At 65.3% G+C, this 16,369-nt stretch carries 20 protein-coding genes and 1 pseudogene; 10 read left to right on the forward strand and 11 right to left on the reverse strand.

The window, feature by feature from the left end; translation table 11 throughout:
* The first annotated feature begins 92 nt into the window (after window positions 1-92).
* The gene (locus EET13_RS10425; RefSeq protein ID WP_122442216.1) at window positions 93-962 is read left to right on the forward strand and encodes an inositol monophosphatase family protein; all 870 of its coding nucleotides are present in this window, start codon (window positions 93-95) and stop codon (window positions 960-962) included.
* A 5-nt stretch (window positions 963-967) separates the two neighbouring features.
* Here the strand turns inward: EET13_RS10425 and cei are convergent, their stop codons facing one another.
* Window positions 968-1,621: an envelope integrity protein Cei gene (gene cei, locus EET13_RS10430; protein ID WP_122442236.1), complete on the reverse strand. Its 654-nt coding sequence runs from the start codon at window positions 1,619-1,621 to the stop codon at window positions 968-970.
* Between the two features lie 185 nt (window positions 1,622-1,806).
* Between cei and EET13_RS10435 the strand changes: the two genes are divergently transcribed.
* Window positions 1,807-2,109, forward strand: a complete 303-nt coding sequence (locus EET13_RS10435) for a DUF4193 domain-containing protein (RefSeq protein ID WP_023372621.1) — start codon at window positions 1,807-1,809, stop codon at window positions 2,107-2,109.
* Between the two features lie 14 nt (window positions 2,110-2,123).
* Here the strand turns inward: EET13_RS10435 and EET13_RS10440 are convergent, their stop codons facing one another.
* On the reverse strand, window positions 2,124-2,600 hold the full coding sequence (locus EET13_RS10440) for a DUF3093 domain-containing protein (RefSeq protein WP_122442217.1): 477 nt from the start codon (window positions 2,598-2,600) through the stop codon (window positions 2,124-2,126).
* A gap of 25 nt (window positions 2,601-2,625) precedes the next feature.
* Here EET13_RS10440 and dut point away from each other — a divergent pair, with 25 nt between their 5' ends.
* Both dut and EET13_RS10450 read left to right on the forward strand, forming a co-directional pair.
* The gene (gene dut, locus EET13_RS10445) at window positions 2,626-3,090 is read left to right on the forward strand and encodes a dUTP diphosphatase (RefSeq protein WP_122442218.1); all 465 of its coding nucleotides are present in this window, start codon (window positions 2,626-2,628) and stop codon (window positions 3,088-3,090) included.
* On the forward strand, window positions 3,087-3,845 hold the full coding sequence (locus tag EET13_RS10450; protein WP_425293666.1) for a DUF3710 domain-containing protein: 759 nt from the start codon (window positions 3,087-3,089) through the stop codon (window positions 3,843-3,845). Before dut ends, EET13_RS10450 begins: the two co-directional genes overlap by 4 nt.
* On the opposite strand, the gene EET13_RS10455 is transcribed toward EET13_RS10450, so the two are convergent.
* Window positions 3,842-4,567 (reverse strand): alpha/beta fold hydrolase, encoded by a 726-nt coding sequence (locus EET13_RS10455; RefSeq protein ID WP_122442237.1) that lies wholly within the window; start codon window positions 4,565-4,567, stop codon window positions 3,842-3,844. The two genes, EET13_RS10450 and EET13_RS10455, sit on opposite strands and share 4 nt — an antisense overlap.
* A gap of 156 nt (window positions 4,568-4,723) precedes the next feature.
* On the opposite strand from EET13_RS10455, the gene EET13_RS10460 reads away from it, so the two are divergent.
* Complete coding sequence (locus tag EET13_RS10460; RefSeq protein WP_036411151.1) at window positions 4,724-5,092, forward strand: OB-fold nucleic acid binding domain-containing protein; 369 nt, start codon at window positions 4,724-4,726, stop codon at window positions 5,090-5,092.
* A gap of 24 nt (window positions 5,093-5,116) precedes the next feature.
* Window positions 5,117-5,785: a DUF3159 domain-containing protein gene (locus EET13_RS10465; protein ID WP_122442220.1), complete on the forward strand. Its 669-nt coding sequence runs from the start codon at window positions 5,117-5,119 to the stop codon at window positions 5,783-5,785.
* 136 nt (window positions 5,786-5,921) lie between these two features.
* Here EET13_RS10465 and EET13_RS10470 read toward each other — a convergent pair whose 3' ends face one another.
* Window positions 5,922-6,584: a potassium channel family protein gene (locus EET13_RS10470; protein WP_122442221.1), complete on the reverse strand. Its 663-nt coding sequence runs from the start codon at window positions 6,582-6,584 to the stop codon at window positions 5,922-5,924.
* A 64-nt stretch (window positions 6,585-6,648) separates the two neighbouring features.
* Window positions 6,649-7,332, reverse strand: coding sequence for a potassium channel family protein (locus EET13_RS10475; RefSeq protein WP_122442222.1), 684 nt, complete (start codon window positions 7,330-7,332; stop codon window positions 6,649-6,651).
* Window positions 7,333-7,464: 132 nt separating this feature from the next.
* On the opposite strand from EET13_RS10475, the gene EET13_RS10480 reads away from it, so the two are divergent.
* On the forward strand, window positions 7,465-9,462 hold the full coding sequence (locus EET13_RS10480; RefSeq protein WP_122442223.1) for an APC family permease: 1,998 nt from the start codon (window positions 7,465-7,467) through the stop codon (window positions 9,460-9,462).
* Window positions 9,459-10,646, forward strand: a complete 1,188-nt coding sequence (locus EET13_RS10485) for a class I SAM-dependent RNA methyltransferase (protein WP_122442224.1) — start codon at window positions 9,459-9,461, stop codon at window positions 10,644-10,646. Before EET13_RS10480 ends, EET13_RS10485 begins: the two co-directional genes overlap by 4 nt.
* 155 nt (window positions 10,647-10,801) lie before the next feature.
* Here the strand turns inward: EET13_RS10485 and EET13_RS10490 are convergent, their stop codons facing one another.
* The 3 genes from EET13_RS10490 to EET13_RS10505 form a co-directional block, all read right to left on the reverse strand.
* Window positions 10,802-11,017, reverse strand: a complete 216-nt coding sequence (locus tag EET13_RS10490) for a hypothetical protein (protein ID WP_122442225.1) — start codon at window positions 11,015-11,017, stop codon at window positions 10,802-10,804.
* Window positions 11,018-11,028: 11 nt separating this feature from the next.
* The gene (locus EET13_RS32255) at window positions 11,029-12,123 is read right to left on the reverse strand and encodes a PPE family protein (RefSeq protein WP_122442226.1); all 1,095 of its coding nucleotides are present in this window, start codon (window positions 12,121-12,123) and stop codon (window positions 11,029-11,031) included.
* A gap of 419 nt (window positions 12,124-12,542) precedes the next feature.
* Window positions 12,543-13,043: a DUF421 domain-containing protein gene (locus EET13_RS10505; RefSeq protein WP_122442228.1), complete on the reverse strand. Its 501-nt coding sequence runs from the start codon at window positions 13,041-13,043 to the stop codon at window positions 12,543-12,545.
* 632 nt (window positions 13,044-13,675) lie between these two features.
* On the opposite strand from EET13_RS10505, the gene EET13_RS10510 reads away from it, so the two are divergent.
* Together EET13_RS10510 and EET13_RS32260 are read left to right on the forward strand one after the other, a co-directional pair.
* Window positions 13,676-14,569 (forward strand): tellurite resistance/C4-dicarboxylate transporter family protein, encoded by an 894-nt coding sequence (locus tag EET13_RS10510; protein ID WP_280177869.1) that lies wholly within the window; start codon window positions 13,676-13,678, stop codon window positions 14,567-14,569.
* Entirely contained in the window at window positions 14,466-14,750 is a 285-nt protein-coding gene (locus EET13_RS32260; RefSeq protein WP_280177868.1) for a hypothetical protein, read from the forward strand. Before EET13_RS10510 ends, EET13_RS32260 begins: the two co-directional genes overlap by 104 nt.
* On the opposite strand, the gene EET13_RS30305 is transcribed toward EET13_RS32260, so the two are convergent.
* From EET13_RS30305 to EET13_RS10520, 3 genes and pseudogenes are all read right to left on the reverse strand, one after another.
* A complete protein-coding gene (locus EET13_RS30305) occupies window positions 14,733-15,080 on the reverse strand; it encodes a hypothetical protein (protein WP_168991261.1) in 348 nt (115 codons plus the stop codon). The two genes, EET13_RS32260 and EET13_RS30305, sit on opposite strands and share 18 nt — an antisense overlap.
* 185 nt (window positions 15,081-15,265) lie before the next feature.
* Window positions 15,266-15,556, reverse strand: a pseudogene (locus EET13_RS10515) (PE family protein); the annotation flags it as partial.
* Window positions 15,557-15,621: 65 nt separating this feature from the next.
* Window positions 15,622-16,176: a PE/PPE C-terminal domain-containing protein gene (locus EET13_RS10520; RefSeq protein WP_168991262.1), complete on the reverse strand. Its 555-nt coding sequence runs from the start codon at window positions 16,174-16,176 to the stop codon at window positions 15,622-15,624.
* Window positions 16,177-16,369: the final 193 nt, after the last annotated feature.

Below are 16,369 nucleotides of genomic sequence, written 5' to 3' on the forward strand. Positions count from 1 at the left end.
CGATCACCTTAGCCCGGTACTTGTCGAGACCCCGGCATTCCTGCCCGGGTGATGATGCGCGTGGGTCCGGCCGACTGTGATGCGATAGCGGAGTGACTCAATCCGACAACGAGCCCGCACAGTTGCGTTCGGTGGCCGAGACACTCGCGGCCGAGGCTGCCGAGTTCGTGCGCGCTCGGCGCGCCGAGATCTTCGGAGCCGACCCGGCCACCGGCGGCGACGGTGCGGTGCGTACCAAGACCACCCCGACCGACCCGGTGACCGTTGTCGACACCGATACCGAGCGACTGCTACGCATCCGACTGGCTCAGCTTCGGCCCGGGGACCCCATTCTAGGGGAGGAGGGCGGGGGCCCAGCCGACCCGACAGGCGTGGCGACCGACGCTGTGACCTGGGTGCTTGATCCCATCGATGGCACCGTTAACTTCGTCTACAGCATTCCGGCCTACGCGGTGTCCGTCGGAGCCCAGGTCGGTGGCGTGTCGGTGGCCGGTGCGGTCGCCGACGTCGTCGGCGACAAGGTGTATTCGGCTGCGGTCGGGCTAGGCGCACACGTCGCCGATGAACACGGGACTCGTCGATTGTGCTGCACCGAGGTCGAGAGTTTGTCGATGGCGCTGCTGGGTACCGGTTTCGCGTACTCGACGCGGCGCCGCACCGCGCAGGCCGGGTTGCTGGCCCGCATGTTGCCGATGGTGCGAGACGTGCGCCGGATCGGTTCGGCGGCGTTGGATTTGTGTATGGTCGCCGCCGGTCAGCTGGATGCCTACTACGAGCACGGGCTGCAGGTGTGGGACCGCGCGGCTGGTGCCCTGATAGCAGCCGAGGCGGGCGCACGGGTGGTGCTGCCCGCCGCGGATGCCCCGGGAGGGGGGTTGGTGGTCGCGGCCGCCCCCGGGATTGCCGATGAGCTGTTGGCGGTGCTGGGACGATTCGACGCGCTCGAACCGCTCCCGGTCTGAGCTGTTCAGCAACTGCTTGCGTGGATCTTGGACACCAGCGTGGGATCGGTCGGCTCGGTGGCGCCCGGCCGCAGGCTCGCGAGCACCGCGTCGATGTCGTCGTTGTGGGCCAACGTGGTGAAGTCTGTGCCGAGGGCGAGATCGACCGAGTCGTCGGCACGGCTGTCGTGGAACAACTCGGTGCATGGCGCCACCAGCCATACCGCCGCCGCGGCGGCCTGGCCTGCGGTGCCGAACCGAATCTGGCCCTGGCAGGTCAGGCGGGTGCCGGCATAGACCGGGTCGTTGGCGGCCGTCGGCTGGGCGAAACCGAGATCCTGCATGGCCCCGGCGATGTCGCCGGCTTGACCGCCTCGTCCACTGGCGTTGAGCACGCGCACCCTGGTCTCGTTGAGTTTGGCCGGGGTCACGTCGGTCATTTCGGTTCGCGACACGGGTTCACCGAGTCTGGGGGGCGCCGTCGATCCGGCCGGTTGCGGCGGAGGATTGCACGCCGCAGCCTCGCGGACGTCTACCGGGCGCGTCAGGGCAACCGTCCATACCACCGCCGTCGCGATCGCCAGCAGGACAACGGCGACAATGGCCGGGCGGGGGTTGCGCCGCCGAAATGGCCGACCGTGCTTGTCAAAGGCGGTGCCCTCGGTGATTTGTGCGACCACATGTGCACTGTAGTCGGCGCGTCTATCGCCGTATTCGGGGACGATGACGAGCTCGACCGGGGTGGTGTGACGTAAATCACAGTTGATTGAACCGAGTTCCGGGCACGAATCGTTTGGTGGATGCGTTCGACGCTGGTACAAAGCGATGCTTGAACTTATGAGAGGGCATGCGAGGGGACGGAATAATGCCTACCGACTATGACGCTCCACGGCGCACCGAGGCCGACGATGTGTCGGAGGATTCGCTGGAGGAGCTCAAAGCTCGACGGAACGAGGCGGCGTCGGCTGTGGTCGACGTGGACGAGTCCGAGTCCGCCGAGTCATTCGAGCTGCCAGGCGCCGATTTGTCAGGTGAAGAGCTGTCGGTGCGTGTCATCCCGAAGCAGGCAGACGAGTTCACCTGCTCGAGCTGTTTCCTGGTGCAACACCGCAGTCGACTGGCCAGCGAGAAGAACGGCGTGATGATCTGTACTGACTGCGCTGCTTGAGCGAACAGCTGCGCTCAGCATGCCAGGGCCGACAGCACCCGCTCGGGGTGGCGACAGCTCACCAGCCAATATGGGGTGGGGTCATCAGGGTCGTCCAGCACCAGCAAAACCATGGGGCCGACCCACGCGCGATGCAGGACGAACGCTGCCGGGTCGAGCTGGCGCCCCAGCGCTGCCGACTTGGCGGTGCGCGCCACTTCGGCCGATCGGGAGACGACGGTGACGGGCAGATGCGCCGCACCGGCCCACAGCTCGACGCCGGCCTGGCCGGCGGTGACTCGGATCTCCACCCGGCCCAGCCACAGCAGCGTGCCGGCGGCGACGGCGAACAACGTCGCGAACGACAGCCAGTCGGGCAGGGCGCGAATACCCATGTTGACCTCGAACGCGATGAGCGCGGCCGCTGCAAAGCCCAGCGGCCACCACCACCAAGGCACCCGTAGCCGTTCCCGGTATCGCACGCTGTGCGGCGCGACGCGCGTACCTGACATTCGGTCAAGAGTAGTCTGTGGCCCCGTGTCGACCAGTCTGGCCGTTGTCCGTCTTGACCCCGAACTTCCGCTGCCCAGCCGCGCTCATCACGGCGACGCGGGGGTAGACCTCTACAGCGCGCAAGACGTTGAGCTGGCCCCGGGGCAGCGTGCCCTGGTGCCGACGGGCGTCGCAGTCGCCATCCCGTTGGGGATGGTGGGCCTTGTCCATCCGCGCTCGGGCTTGGCGTCGCGGGTGGGGCTTTCGATCGTCAACAGCCCGGGCACGATCGACGCGGGCTACCGTGGCGAGATCAAAGTCGCACTGATCAACCTCGACCCTGCCACGCCGATCGTGGTGCATCGAGGCGACCGTATTGCCCAGCTGCTGGTGCAGCGGGTCGAGTTGGTCGAGCTGGTCGAGGTCGCGTCGTTCGACGAGGCCGGACTGGCACAGACATCCCGTGGCGATGGCGGTCACGGCTCCTCCGGCGGACATGCGAGTTTGTGATGACATTCGGTAAACGCACACGCAAGATTGATGGCGGGTCGACCTCGGCCGAACCGGCCGCGGCTGTTCCAAAAGCATCGGAACTGGCCGACGAAGACGGCGACGAGTTGGTGGGCCCGTTCGACATCGAAGACTTCGACGATCCTTCGGTTGCGGAGTTGGCCAGGCTCGACTTGGGTTCGGTGCTGATTCCGATGCCGGCGGCGGGCCAGGTGCAGGTTGAACTGACCGAGAACGGCGTTCCCAGTGCGGTGTGGATGGTGACGCCCAACGGCCGCTTCACCATCGCGGCCTACGCGGCGCCCAAATCTGCCGGCCTGTGGCGTGAGGTGGCCGGTGAGCTCGCCGAGTCGCTGCGCAAAGACTCCGCGCAGGTTTCCATCAAAGACGGCCCATGGGGCCGGGAAGTGATCGGTACGGCCGCGGGCGTGGTGCGTTTTATCGGTGTCGACGGCTACCGCTGGATGATCCGGTGCGTCGTCAACGGCCCGCACGAGACGATCGATGCTTTAACCGAGGAGGCCCGCGAGGCATTGGCGGACACGGTGGTGCGTCGCGGAGACACCCCGCTGCCGGTGCGTACTCCGCTGCCGGTGCAGTTGCCCGAGCCGATGGTGGAGCAGCTGCGCGAGGCCGCGGCCGTCCAGCAGGCGCAGGCGCAGGCGGAGGCTCAGCAGCAAGCCAGCCCGCCGACAGCGCGGCGCGGTGCTGGTGGGTCGGCGATGCAGCAGTTGCGCAGCAGCACCAGCGGCTAGGGTTTGCGGTTCTGGGGGCCTTCCCAGGTCTCGGCCAGCGCTGCCAGGCAGGCGGCTCCCAGCGCAGCGGGATCAGCGCCGATCTCATCCAGCGTGACCGTCCGTAACGCGGCCTGCGGAGCCGAGGTTACCCAGTCAACACCCACCTGCAGCGGGTGAATCGGGTCGTCGACAGCCGCGGCGATCCCCAAGGGCGCATTCAGCCGCTCCAGGTCGCTGCAGCCAGGTGCGACATAGGCTGCGGCTTCCTCCATGGCGCCGGGTAACTGCGGCCATTGCACCCGCCAGGAGCGGGCCAGCTCGTCGGCCAACCAGGCTGGGCTGGATGCCCGCATCTGCGTCGTGGTCGCCGCCAGGCCGTCACGGCGCAGCTGCGATGCTGTGTAACGAGCCGCATGCGCGGCCGGGGCCGCCTCGGGTGGCCCCGTCCACGCGGGTAGCGCGGCCAGGACGGCCACTGTCCGGTCGGGGTGGGCCAGCGCCCATGCGGCGGCGACGGCGGCTCCGATCGAAATGCCGCCGACCACCACGCGACCGCGGCGTGCGGCGTCATCCAAGGCGGCGAGGTAGCCGGCTATCAACTGCTCCGGTTGCGGCGCAGGTGTCATCAGCACCCCGCCGGCACCGCGCACGGGCCCCGAAAACGCCCGCTGGACGTAGTCTTCGTCGGAACCGGTTCCAGGCAACACCACGGCCGTGACTCCGCGAAAATCGATTGGCATTGCTTGATAGTGCCCGGCCATTGCGGGTATTCCGACCCGGGTGCATCGATACGTGTGGCGGAGGGGAACCAACAGGTCTACGGTGACCGTTGGCATAGATGGAATGCTGATTGCAAGAAGAGCTTCCGTAACGACGTTGAAGTGTCAGGAGAGGCCATGGGGGCCCAAGGTTATCTGCGCCGGCTGACCCGTCGGTTGACGGAAGACCCCGAGCAGCGCGACGTCGAAGAGTTGTCGGACGAAGTGCTCACTACCGGCGCGCAGCGCGTCATCGATTGCCAGCGTGGTCAGGAGGTCACGATGGTGGGCACGCTGCGCAGTGTGGAAACCAACGGCAAAGGTTGCGCCGGTGGTGTACGTGCCGAGTTGTTCGACGGTAGCGACACCGTGACGTTGGTGTGGTTGGGCCAGCGCCGGATCCCCGGCATCGACTCGGGCCGCACGCTGCGGGTACGCGGCCGGCTGGGCAAGCTGGAAAACGGGAGCAAGGCCATCTACAACCCGCACTACGAAATTCAGCGGTGACCATCTGCATCATCTGGGTCCGTCGTGAGTGCTAACCGCCTCAGCGCCGAGCGCCTGCTGGCGCAAGCCGGTGGTGTGAGCGGTCTGATCTATTCGTCGCTGCCGGTGGTCATTTTTGTCGCGGTGTCCAGCATCGCCGGATTGCTGCCCGCAATCGCGTCTGCCGTGGGCGTGGCCGCGCTGGTGTTGCTACTGCGGCTGATTCGGCGGGAGTCCGCCCAGCCCGCCGTTTCCGGGTTCTTCGGGGTCGCCGTGTGTGCACTGATCGCATACCTGGTGGGTCAGTCCAAGGGCTATTTCCTGCTGGGTATTTGGATGTCGTTGCTGTGGGCGGTGATTTTCGCCCTGTCGGTGGTGATTCGCCGGCCCGCCGTCGGCGTCCTCTGGAGCTGGGCCGCCGGACGGGACCGCAATTGGCGAGACACAGCCCGGGCCAGGTGCGCGTTTGACATCGCCACGCTGGGTTGGACGCTGGTGTTTGCAGCTCGGTTCGTCGTCCAGCGGCTTCTCTACGACGCTGACAAGACCGGCTGGCTGGGCGTCGCACGGATCGGGATGGGCTGGCCGCTCACCGCGATGGCAGCGCTGGCTACCTACGCCGCGATAAAGGCCGCTCAGCGGGTGATGCCGGTCCTGGAGGATCCCGTGGCCAAAGGCGTCGCACAGCTGGATATCGACGCCGGTCGGGATTAGGCGCCCGTCCTCTATAAGCGCGTGCGCGCACGGCGACGAATGTGCATACCGGGCGGGATCGGCCGGGTTCGACCCGCCCGAGTACTCACAGTGAAGGCCTTGGGCGCACGCTCAAGGCGCGTTGCGTGCCTGCCGGTCACGTCGGCGGCAGCAATAGCCGGCTCAGCTCCTCCTCTGCCTCGGTGACCGCGACGAAGAGCAACTCATCGCCCCCTTCCAGCGGTTCATCGGCTTGCGGCACGATGACGCGCGGTCCGCGCAGGATCGTCACCAGAACGGCGTCTCGCGGCAATTGCAGTTTGCGCACCGGCTTGCCGCCCCAGGGCGTGTCGTCGGGCAGCGTGATCTCCACCAGGTTTGCCTGGCCCTTGCGGAATTCCATCAGCCGTACCAGGTCACCGACGGCCACGGCCTCCTCGATCAGCGAGGCCAGCATGCGCGGGGTGGACACGGCAACGTCGACGCCCCAGGCGTCGGTGAACAGCCATTCGTTGCGGGGATCGTTGACTCGGGCCACCACCCGGGGCACCGCGAATTCGGTCTTGGCGAGCAGGCTGAGTACCACGTTGACCTTGTCGTCGCCGGTAGCGGCAACCACCACATCGAAATCTTCGAGGTGCACCGACTCCAGCAGGCTCAGCTCGCAGGCATCGCCCAGTTGCCAGTGCGCGGTCGGGATGGCGTCGGGGTCGAGGTGGTCGCGGTTGCGCTCGATCAAGGTCACGTCGTGCCCATTGCCGATGAGCTCGCGAGTGACTGAGCGGCCGACCGCGCCGGCCCCGGCGACGACTACTTTCATCTGCGCCACTCCTTAACCCCGGCTCGAAGCCTGGCCCAGCCGGCGTCTTCGTCGTCGGCGCATTTCATTTGCGCGGTCCTGACTCGAAGTCCTCACTGGGTGGCAGGGCCGCGATGGCAACCGCCTCGGCTGCCCGGCCAGAGATCGCGGCGACATAGACCTGGTCGCCGGCCTGCAGGATCGTCTTGGGTTCCGGTAAGACGCCCGTTCCGAAGCGGATCAGGAAGGCCACCCGCGCGCCGGTGGCCTGCTCCAGGTCGGTTACCCGGCGCCCGATCCAGTCCTCGTGCAAGATCACCTCGGCGACGGCGACGGTACCCGTGGGATCACGCCACTTCGCGGTCTCGGTTTCGCGCAGCAGCGCGTTGAGTAGCCGATCGGTGGTCCAGGGCACGGTGGCGATCGTGGGTATGCCCAGCCGCTCGTAGACCTCGGCACGCTTGGCGTCGTAAATGCGGGCGACCACCCGCGGCACACTGAAGGTTTCCCTGGCCAACCGTGCCGAGATGATGTTGGAGTTGTCCCCGGAAGACACCGCGGCGAATGCGTCGGCTCCCTCGATGCCGGCCCGCAGCAGTACGTCTCGATCGAATCCCTGTCCCAGGACCCGCTCACCGGCAAACTCGGGGCTGAGCCGGTTGAAAGCGGTGCTGTCGCGGTCGATCACCGCCACATCGTGGCCGATCCGGGACAGCGCGTCGGCCACCGACGAGCCGACCCGGCCGCAGCCCATCACTACCACTCGCACTTGACGTCCTCTCGGCTGTGTCCTGCGCGTCGCACCCAATCGGCGAACCGTCCGGGCAGCTGATTCCGGTGCGGAAAATTCTCGCCCAGGGAACGCTACCGTCAAAGCCGTCGGGGCTTACCCTTGGCTCTCGTGTCCAAACTTTCCACCGCCGCGCGCCGGCTGCTGATCGGCAGGCCGTTTCGCAGCGACCGGCTGAGCCACACGCTACTGCCGAAGCGGATCGCGTTGCCGGTATTCGCCTCGGATGCGATGTCGTCGGTGGCCTACGCCCCCGAAGAGATCTTCCTGATGCTGTCAGTGGCCGGTCTGGCCGCCTACTCCATGGCGCCGTGGATAGCGCTGGCGGTGGCCGCGGTATTGCTCGTGGTGGTTTCGAGCTACCGGCAAAACGTCCACGCCTATCCATCCGGGGGCGGGGACTACGAAGTCGTCAGCACCAACCTGGGCCCCACCGCCGGTCTCGTGGTCGCCAGCGCCCTGATGGTCGATTATGTTCTCACGGTTGCGGTTTCGATCGCATCGGCGATGTCGAATATCGGCTCGGCGATCCCGTTCGTCTATGAGCACAAGGTGTTGTTCGCCGTCAGCGCCATCGTGCTGGTGACGGCGATGAACCTGCGCGGGGTTCGCGAATCAGGGCTGGCATTCGCCGTGCCGACCTACGCGTTCATCATCGGCGTCGGCGCGATGCTCTGTTGGGGGCTGTTCCGGATCTACGTGCTGGGCAACCCGCTGCGCGCCGAATCCGCCGGATTCGTCATGCACGCCGAACACGGCAAGGTCGTCGGTGCCGCACTGGCATTCCTGGTGGCCCGCTCGTTCTCCTCGGGCTGCGCGGCGCTGACGGGCGTAGAGGCGATCAGCAACGGGGTGCCGGCGTTTGAAAAACCCAAGTCGCGTAACGCTGCGACAACGCTGCTCATGCTGGGCACCATCGCGGTGACCCTGCTGATGGCCATGGTCTTGCTGGCCGTCGAGACCGGCGTCCAGGTCGTCGACGATCCCGAGACCCAGCTGACCGGAGCCCCGTCGGGCTATCAACAAAAGACATTGGTCGCCCAGCTGGCGCAGACCGTGTTCGGCGGCTTCCACATCGGGTTCCTGCTGATCGCCGCGGTCACCGCGCTGATCTTGGTGTTGGCGGCCAACACCGCATTCAACGGCTTCCCGGTGCTGGGCTCGGTGCTGGCGCAGCACAGCTACCTGCCACGCCAGCTGCACACCCGCGGTGACCGCCTGGCGTTCTCCAACGGGATCTTGTTCCTTGCGGCCGCCGCCATCGCTGCGGTGGTGGCCTTCCGCGCCGAACTCACGGCACTGATCCAGCTGTACATCGTCGGAGTCTTCATTTCGTTCACGCTGAGCCAGATCGGAATGGTCCGGCACTGGACCCGGTTGCTTCGCACCGAGACCGATCCCGCCGTGCGGCGCAGGATGATCCGCTCTCGGGTGGTCAACGCCGTCGGATTGGTCTCCACCGGCACCGTCCTGCTTATCGTTCTGGTAACGAAATTCCTAGTAGGCGCCTGGATTGCGATTGTCGCCATGGGCGCCCTCTTCATCCTCATGAAGCTGATCCGCCGCCACTATGACACGGTCAACCGGGAATTGGCCGAACAGGCCGCAGCACAGGACAACGAAATCGTGTTGCCCAGCCGAAATCACGCCGTGGTCCTGGTGTCTAAGTTGCACCTGCCGACGATGCGCGCGCTGGCCTACGCGCGGGCGACACGTCCCGATGTGCTCGAGGCCGTCACGGTCAGCGTCGACGACGCCGAAACCCGAGATCTGGTGCACAAGTGGGAGGAAAGCGATATCAGCGTGCCGCTGAAGGTCATTGCCTCGCCGTACCGGGAAATTACCCGGCCGGTGCTCGATTACGTCAAACGGGTCAGCAAGGAATCCCCGCGCACCGTGGTGACGGTGTTCATCCCGGAGTACGTGGTGGGCCGGTGGTGGGAGCAGTTGTTGCACAACCAAAGTGCGCTACGGCTCAAGGGAAGGCTGCTGTTCATGCCCGGGGTGATGGTGACTTCGGTTCCCTGGCAACTGACTTCGTCGGAGCGAGTAAAGACGTTGCAGCCGCACGTGGCTCCCGGCGACGCGAGACGGGGAATTTTCGATTGACCCTGGGGTCCCACCTGACGGTGGTCACCGGCGCCCCCGCCAACGGCGGCAGCTGCGTGGCGCGTCACGACGGCCGGGTGATCTTCGTCCGCTATGCGCTGCCCGGAGAGAAGGTGCGGGTCAGGGTGACCGCTGAGCGCCAATCCTATTGGCACGCAGAGGTTGTCGAGGTAATCGACCCATCTCCCGATCGGACCGAGTCATTGTGTCCGATTGCCGGGGTGAACGGCGCGGGGTGTTGCGATCTGGCGTTTGCCACCCCGGAAGCCGCGCGGGCGATCAAGACCCAGGTTGTGGCCGATCAGCTGGAACGGCTCGGCGGACACCGCTGGTTCGGCTCGGTCGAACCGCTATCCGATGCCGGTCCCACCGGCTGGCGCACTCGGGTGCGGCTCGATGTGGGACCGTCCTGTCGCGTCGGCTTTCACCGCTACCACAGCAGCGCGTTGGTGACCGATCTGCATTGCGGGCAGGTGCCCACCGGGATGCTCGACGACCTGAACGCTGGTCGTTCCTGGCCGCCCGGCGGCCAGCTGAATGTGGTCCTTGACGACGACGCCCAGCGTCACGTGGTTCTCACGGTGCGTCACGGCCGAAGGGTCACCACCAGAGTCGTCGAGGGTAGCTATCACGCGGTACAGCGGGTCGGCAGGCGCAGTTGGCGGGTGCCGGTGACGGCTTTCTGGCAGTCGCACCGGGATGCGGCGGGCGTGTACAGCCGACTGGTCGCGGATTGGGCTGAGGCGGGTGTCGGTATGACCGCGTGGGATCTCTACGGCGGCGCTGGTGTTTTTGCCGCGGTGCTGGGTGAGGCGGTCGGGGAGTCGGGGCAAGTGTTGACCGTCGACAGCGCGCGTGCGGCTGCCAGAACCGCCCACGCTGCGCTGGCCGATCTGCCGCAGGTAGCCGTCGTCAACGATTCGGTGCGGCGGGCTTTGTCGAGTCAATCTCGTGCCGACGTCGCGGTGCTGGACCCGCCGCGCACCGGCGCCGGGCGCGACGTGATCAACCTGCTGGCCGCCGCGCGGGTGCCGCGCATTGTGCATATCGGTTGTGAGGCAGCATCTTTCGCGCGTGATATCGGCCTTTACCGTAGTCATGACTATGTGGTGGAGAAGATCAAGGTGTTCGACGCGTTCCCACTGACTCATCACGTGGAGTGCGTTGCGCTGCTGACCCGCTAGGAGCGGTTGTGCCGCCAGACCGCGATGAGCTTGCGCGCCAAGGCACTTGGCGCGCGGTGGGCGCAGTCTCAGCGCCACCAGTTCAGTCTCGGCGGGCGCTGCTATCGTCATAGCTGAGGTCGTCCGGTCGCTGAATCGCTCCGATTGGTGGCGCCTTACTGACTGAGCAGGCGTTGCTTCTGTTGCGCAGATTCCTCATCGGTGAGGATTACGGAATCCCGCAGGTCGGCTAGCTCGCGCAGCTCGGCAGCGATCCCGGTTATCGGGCTTCCGGTCGACCGGTGGTTGGGTTCCGCGGGCTCGTCGGCACGCAACGCCTCGTGATCACGGCGGCGCAGCTCGGCAGTGCTGCCGAGAGCCCGGCCCGCCATGCCGGCCAGCGCTATATCGCTAAGCAGCCCTGCCGAGCTGCCCGCCGCCACGTTGGTGGCAATCCCAGCGGTGCTGGGCGGTAGCGCAAGGGCAACCGGCCGGTACGCCGGGCCGTCGTGGCCCATGCAGGTGGCGCGGACAACGCTCCGACCGGGACGGACTGACCCATACTCGCCGCGGTCGGCATGCCCAAGCTCGGAAATGCGTCCTTTGTCTCAATTTCGTCTGCCTGCAAGGCAATTCCTATGCCAGCGGAATCAATGCCGAACGAGCCGGCCGAATCGATACCGAACGAGCCCGCCGAATCAATGATGAACGTGCCGAAAAGATCTACACCAAATCCGATTAGCGCCACTGTCAAAGCTGGGTCGGCACTTGCGGCCGGTGCCGCTAGGGATAAGGCCGCGCCCACTGGGATCGAGGTCGCGCCGAGCGGCAACTGCTGCAACGCCGCAGGCGATGTCAGGCTCAGCAGCGCTTGCGGCACGGCTGCGAGCGGCGCGGCGGCCGTCTGGGTGGCGGAACCGGTAGCGGTAGCCGCCGCATGGGCTACCGCGGCAGCTTGACCGGCCACTGCAACGGAGTTGATGGCCTGGGCCGGCGGGGTGAACGGTGTCAACGTCGTGGCAGCCGCTGAGCTGCTGGCATAGCCGTACATGGCGGCAGCATCCTGTGCCCACATTTCAACGTAATCGGCTTCCTTAGCGGCGATTGCCGCTGTGTTTTGACCTAGAACGTTAGTCGCTATCAGCACGGCGAGCTGGGTGCGGTTTGCGGCGATCACGGAGGGCGGGACCGTCGTCGCGAACGCCTCCTCGTAGGCTGTCGCAGCAGCCATGGCCTGGCCGGCGGTCTGCTCGGCTTCGCCGGCGCAGGTGCGTACCCATGCAACATACCCGGACGCCGCAGTCGCCATGGACGTCGACGCCGGACCTAACCATCCGCTGGTCAGCTGCGACACGACCGATTGACAGGCGTCGGCGGTCGAGTCCAGGTCGCTGGCGAGCCCGTCCCAGGCCGCCGCGGCGGCCAGCATGGGTCCAGGACCGGGGCCGGCGTACATCCTGTCGTGGTTGACTTCCGGCGGCAACATCGCGAATGCCATTGGACTAGGCCACTTTCCAAGCTATGGTCACGTCGGCGCCCTCAGCGACGTCGTGGGACGCACCGCTGGCTGTGGAGGTGCCCGAGGATTGGCCGTGCATCGCCTTGGGCCGCGCTGCGACGGTGTGGCACTTTTGGCTTGGGCAGCCAATTATCTTGCGGTCAAGGCTGATGCCTATTTCGAAGCGGTTGGGACCACCCCGGCTGTTGGTGGCGCCGCGGTGGCATTCGCGGCGCTTGGTGCCGATCCGAATAACCTCCGGGTGCGTGCCCATGAACGACATGTGGTTTCCAACTCCGCTGATCTGGTCGCCAGGCTCTCATGTCGCAAGTGGGTACCCGTTGCCGGCGCGATGAGTCAGCCGATGTCCAGGTCTGGTGTTGGCAGACCACCGGTGGCGGTCCAGAAAGCGTCGTTAGCTACGCCCGCCTGGGCGGCTGGTTGTCGGTGAGGATCGAGACGACTCCTTTGGTCTCGAAGAGGGCCAATCGAATGTCATCAGTTGTGTCATGGCCATGTTCGCGCAGGATTGCGTCTAGGTCGTCGCGGGTGAGCCTGCATCGTTTCAAGTTGCGCTGGTCAACGCGACCATTGCGGATCAGTACTCGCACCGGCGGGTCGACGAGGCGACGCACCCAGGGAATGAACCGCAGCCGCGCGACCACATCATGAGCCACGATTAAGGCCAGTAGGGCCGCTGTTCCAGTGAGCCACGACGTGTCGGAGGCCGTGGCGGTGCGGCCCACGATGGCGCCTACCGCAACGGCGGTGACCCAGTCAAAGGGAGTGAACTCGGCGATGGTGCGGCGCAACATGAGTCGAAAAGCCGTCGCGGCCGTCAGGAACAATGCAAATGCCTTGAGAGCCGCAAACATTGCGGGACGCCAGCCGCCGACCAGCTGAAGTAGCAACTCGCTCATGTCAGAACGGATGCCGCTCTAGGTGTGCCTTCAAGGCCAGAGCTCGACTCATCTGTGTTGGCGAGTCTGTTCTCGTCCGGCCGAACCCAAGGGCACTGGACAACGGCGTCCGATTCATTCATGCGAGTGGGTTACCCGCTGCACGCCGAAGTAAGCCCCAATGTCCGACGCAACGATTGCGGCCGCCCCGGTGATCATGCCGAGTCCGCTCGCGCCTTGGGTACGCTGTCGCCTGGGCGGACCACGCGGGTGGCTGCGCTGTCTTTCTTGGCGGCGGATCCGGTTGTAAAATTCACGCTTTGGTGTCCGGCCGGGCCGACTTGCCACATGGCGGCTAAGATTCACGGCTCTGATTCCGACTAATACTGTGGTCCAGTCATTTTCTCGTCAGCTCTGACCGTGGTAACCGATATTCGGCGCTCGACCTTGACGGCGAATCGGATACGAATTCAACCTCACGGAGCATGGACTGCCACCGGGGGGGAAACCTGTGGGTATGTACAAGAGCCTCGCCTGGTACGCGCGAAATGGCGACGCCATAGGCAGCATGGGTGCGTCGCGAATACTTTGGACGAGCCATGACGCCGCGGCTTAGTCAGAGTCGGCTGACACCGGATGCGTTCGCGGCGGTAATGGCTACCGGGATCTTGTCGATTGCTGCGCAAAATCACGATTACACCCGGATGAGTAACGTCCTCGGCATCCTCGCCACAGTCGCTTTGGCGGTTCTGGTCGCCATGGTGGTCGCGGTAGCCGTCGCCAAGCACAGGGTCCTGCCTTGGGATCTGTCAGATCCTCAAGTCACCTTCTCGCTGTTCACATTTGTCGCTGCATGCGCGGTCCTCAACAACCGGTTGTCATCCCAGTATCCGCCGGTGCTGCCGATTCTCGGCGTCGTCGCCGGGGTGGCCTGGCTGGGATTGGTAGTACTCACCATGCGTAATGTTGGGAGGCTTCGATGGGCAGCATTACGCGACCATGTCCACGGTGCTTGGCTGCTCTCCAGCGTGGCGACCTCAGGATTGGCGATCGTGGCGGCCAAGCTGCTTACCAACACCGGTCAACGTCAATGGCTGATGGTCGCCCTCCCGCTCTGGATACTCGCGCTAATCACCTATCTCTTGCTGACATCGCTGATGGTGTGGCGTGCCGTCACCCAGCGGCTTGATCGTGAGGGATTCGAGCCGGACTCCTGGCTCCTAACGGGTTCAGTGGCCATCGCCGCCGTTGCGGGCTACTTCATGCACCGGCAATCCCGAGATGGACTCGCCGGTACTTTGCACGCGGTGACGTTGACAGCCTGGGCAGTGGCAACGATGTGGATCCCGCCGCTGATCTACTTCGGGTTGCGCCACATCAAAACGGCGCCCGGACATGTTGCGATTCACCGGGGCATGGTGGACGCTGGTTTTCCCGCTGGGCATGTATTCGGTTGCCACCAGCCTCGTGGCCGATCTGACCCATTGGCGATCACTGGGAACGGTTGCGCTGGTTGCCTTTTGGGATGCACTTCTAGTTTGGGTTAGCGTGGCCATCGGGGGCGTGATGCGGGTTCTGCGGGCGCTGGGCGCTATCAGTGGCCACGGGCCGAGGCAGCCGCACCAATCAGGCGCAGCTCAGCGGAACCGCCGCGGGTTGGCCGCTGCGCCGCACGCGGATGCTTCAGGGTCCGGTTCGACGAGCCTAGGCTTAGGTTATCGAAGATAGCCACGGTTTGCCTGAATCTTTCGCCGCCGCATCGGCTTTCGAGTTGTCGAAGACGATCGGATTGCTTCGCCATCGGATCACGAACTCCGCGCCGTCGAGCCGTGCTCGATGCTCTAACCCGGCTATGCGGATTCGTCCTACAAGGACCTTGGCGTGTCGGATAGGGACCGTTGACCGCTGGTGGTGTTGAGAAGAAGCTGTCGCCAGCGCGAATTGCTGATCTTCGTCTCGAACGCCATTCAGCATGTTGACAACGTCGGATTGCGCCTGATGCAGCTGAATCACGGCGTCGTCAGAGCTGGTCTGGGGCGGATCCGCTCCTGCGGGCACCGGCGATGCTCAGTGACAAGACGCTCGCGTCCAACAGCCAGGATTCCCCGACGGTCTAGGCAGGAACGTCGAAGCGGTGAGTTGTCTCTGGTTGAGGTTGCTGGCTAGTGTGCACCTCCTCGCAGTGGCATGGCAGACCTGCTCCTGTCCAAGTTCGTGGACTGAGCATGCTTGCTGTTAGCTGTGGCGACCGCATTGGTGGCCTCCGTTTGTCGCATATGATCCCGCACTGCTAGCCAAAGTGTTGACAAACATGTCGTGGAAGGCGGCAGCCTGTGGGGCGATCGCGTGATACAGCTGGCATTGAGCGGCGAATTGTGCTGCGGTCAGTGCAGATAACTCATCAACGGCGGCTGGAGTCACGCCGCTGGTCGGGCCGCCGAAGCCGGATTCTGAGCGGCCAAGTCAGATCCGATGACGTGCAAATCGCTGGTCGCGGTTGCCAAACTCTCCGGTTGAGTAGTGACAATGGACATTTCAGACTCCCTTCGCGTTGCGTCGGCTTATCGCGGTTCAGTGATGTTGTGTTTGGTCCGGCGCGTCACGGCCCGTGGCCTTCGGTGTAACGGCGCACCAACGCAACGATTTCGCGTTCAAATCCGGTTAGTTTCACGCTCTCGAGACCTTCGTCCCCCGCAGACCGGGCGGTGAAATCCGAGTTCGCGGCATCGTCGGCCCGGTCGGCCGGCTGTCCTAAGGTTGCGGCGATTCCGGAGCGGTAGTCATTGCGGCCGGTGGACTTTTCGGCGCGCGCTCCAGCCGCCAGGGCGCCCCCGGCGGCACCGCCGAGGCCGGCACCGGCCATGCCCGCGATCGGAAGAGCCGGGCCACCGGGCATGTCGTGTACCGATGCGGCCGGGGCGGCGCTGAACCCGGCGTCGCGCAACGCCGCCGTGACCAGCCTGACCGGCGCGGCCGCGGTCCAACTAGACGGAACCGACAGTGCACCAACGACAGTCGCTCGCCCAATGCCTGCCGAACCTCTGCTAGCCGAGCCTGGCGTTGTTGGCCCCGACGGCGTTCGGGACTGTTGACTTTGTTGCTGCTGCTCCTTTTGCTGGATGCTGTGTGACGTGAGTCCGATATTGGTTGACACCAAACCGATATTGGTCAGTACGACCGGGATCGCGGTCGCCGTCAGCGCCGCAGCGGTTCCCGAGACTGTCGTTTGCCATGAGCTTGGGACCAGTGTGACCTGATTTTTGCCAGGGTGATGGGACCACCTGGATTGCCAGTTATGGGACCACCGGCGCGTTGCGTCGGTGGTCTCTTCGTTTGCCCGTTCGATC

This window comes from Mycobacterium attenuatum, assembly GCF_900566085.1.
GTDB lineage: Bacteria > Actinomycetota > Actinomycetes > Mycobacteriales > Mycobacteriaceae > Mycobacterium > Mycobacterium attenuatum.

Excerpts from the sequence above, each read along its gene's own strand:
- EET13_RS10470 (WP_122442221.1), bottom strand. The coding sequence starts at position 6,584 with ATGAAAGTAGTCGTCGCCGGGGCCGGCGCGGTCGGCCGCTCAGTCACT.
- EET13_RS10510 (WP_280177869.1), top strand. The coding sequence starts at position 13,676 with ATGGCTACCGGGATCTTGTCGATTGCTGCGCAAAATCACGATTACACC.
- EET13_RS32260 (WP_280177868.1), top strand. The coding sequence starts at position 14,466 with ATGTATTCGGTTGCCACCAGCCTCGTGGCCGATCTGACCCATTGGCGA.
- EET13_RS10440 (WP_122442217.1), bottom strand. The coding sequence starts at position 2,600 with ATGTCAGGTACGCGCGTCGCGCCGCACAGCGTGCGATACCGGGAACGG.
- EET13_RS10460 (WP_036411151.1), top strand. The coding sequence starts at position 4,724 with ATGGGGGCCCAAGGTTATCTGCGCCGGCTGACCCGTCGGTTGACGGAA.
- EET13_RS10505 (WP_122442228.1), bottom strand. The coding sequence starts at position 13,043 with ATGAGCGAGTTGCTACTTCAGCTGGTCGGCGGCTGGCGTCCCGCAATG.
- EET13_RS32255 (WP_122442226.1), bottom strand. The coding sequence starts at position 12,123 with ATGGCATTCGCGATGTTGCCGCCGGAAGTCAACCACGACAGGATGTAC.
- EET13_RS10455 (WP_122442237.1), bottom strand. The coding sequence starts at position 4,567 with ATGCCAATCGATTTTCGCGGAGTCACGGCCGTGGTGTTGCCTGGAACC.
- EET13_RS10490 (WP_122442225.1), bottom strand. The coding sequence starts at position 11,017 with ATGGCGGGCCGGGCTCTCGGCAGCACTGCCGAGCTGCGCCGCCGTGAT.
- EET13_RS10435 (WP_023372621.1), top strand. The coding sequence starts at position 1,807 with ATGCCTACCGACTATGACGCTCCACGGCGCACCGAGGCCGACGATGTG.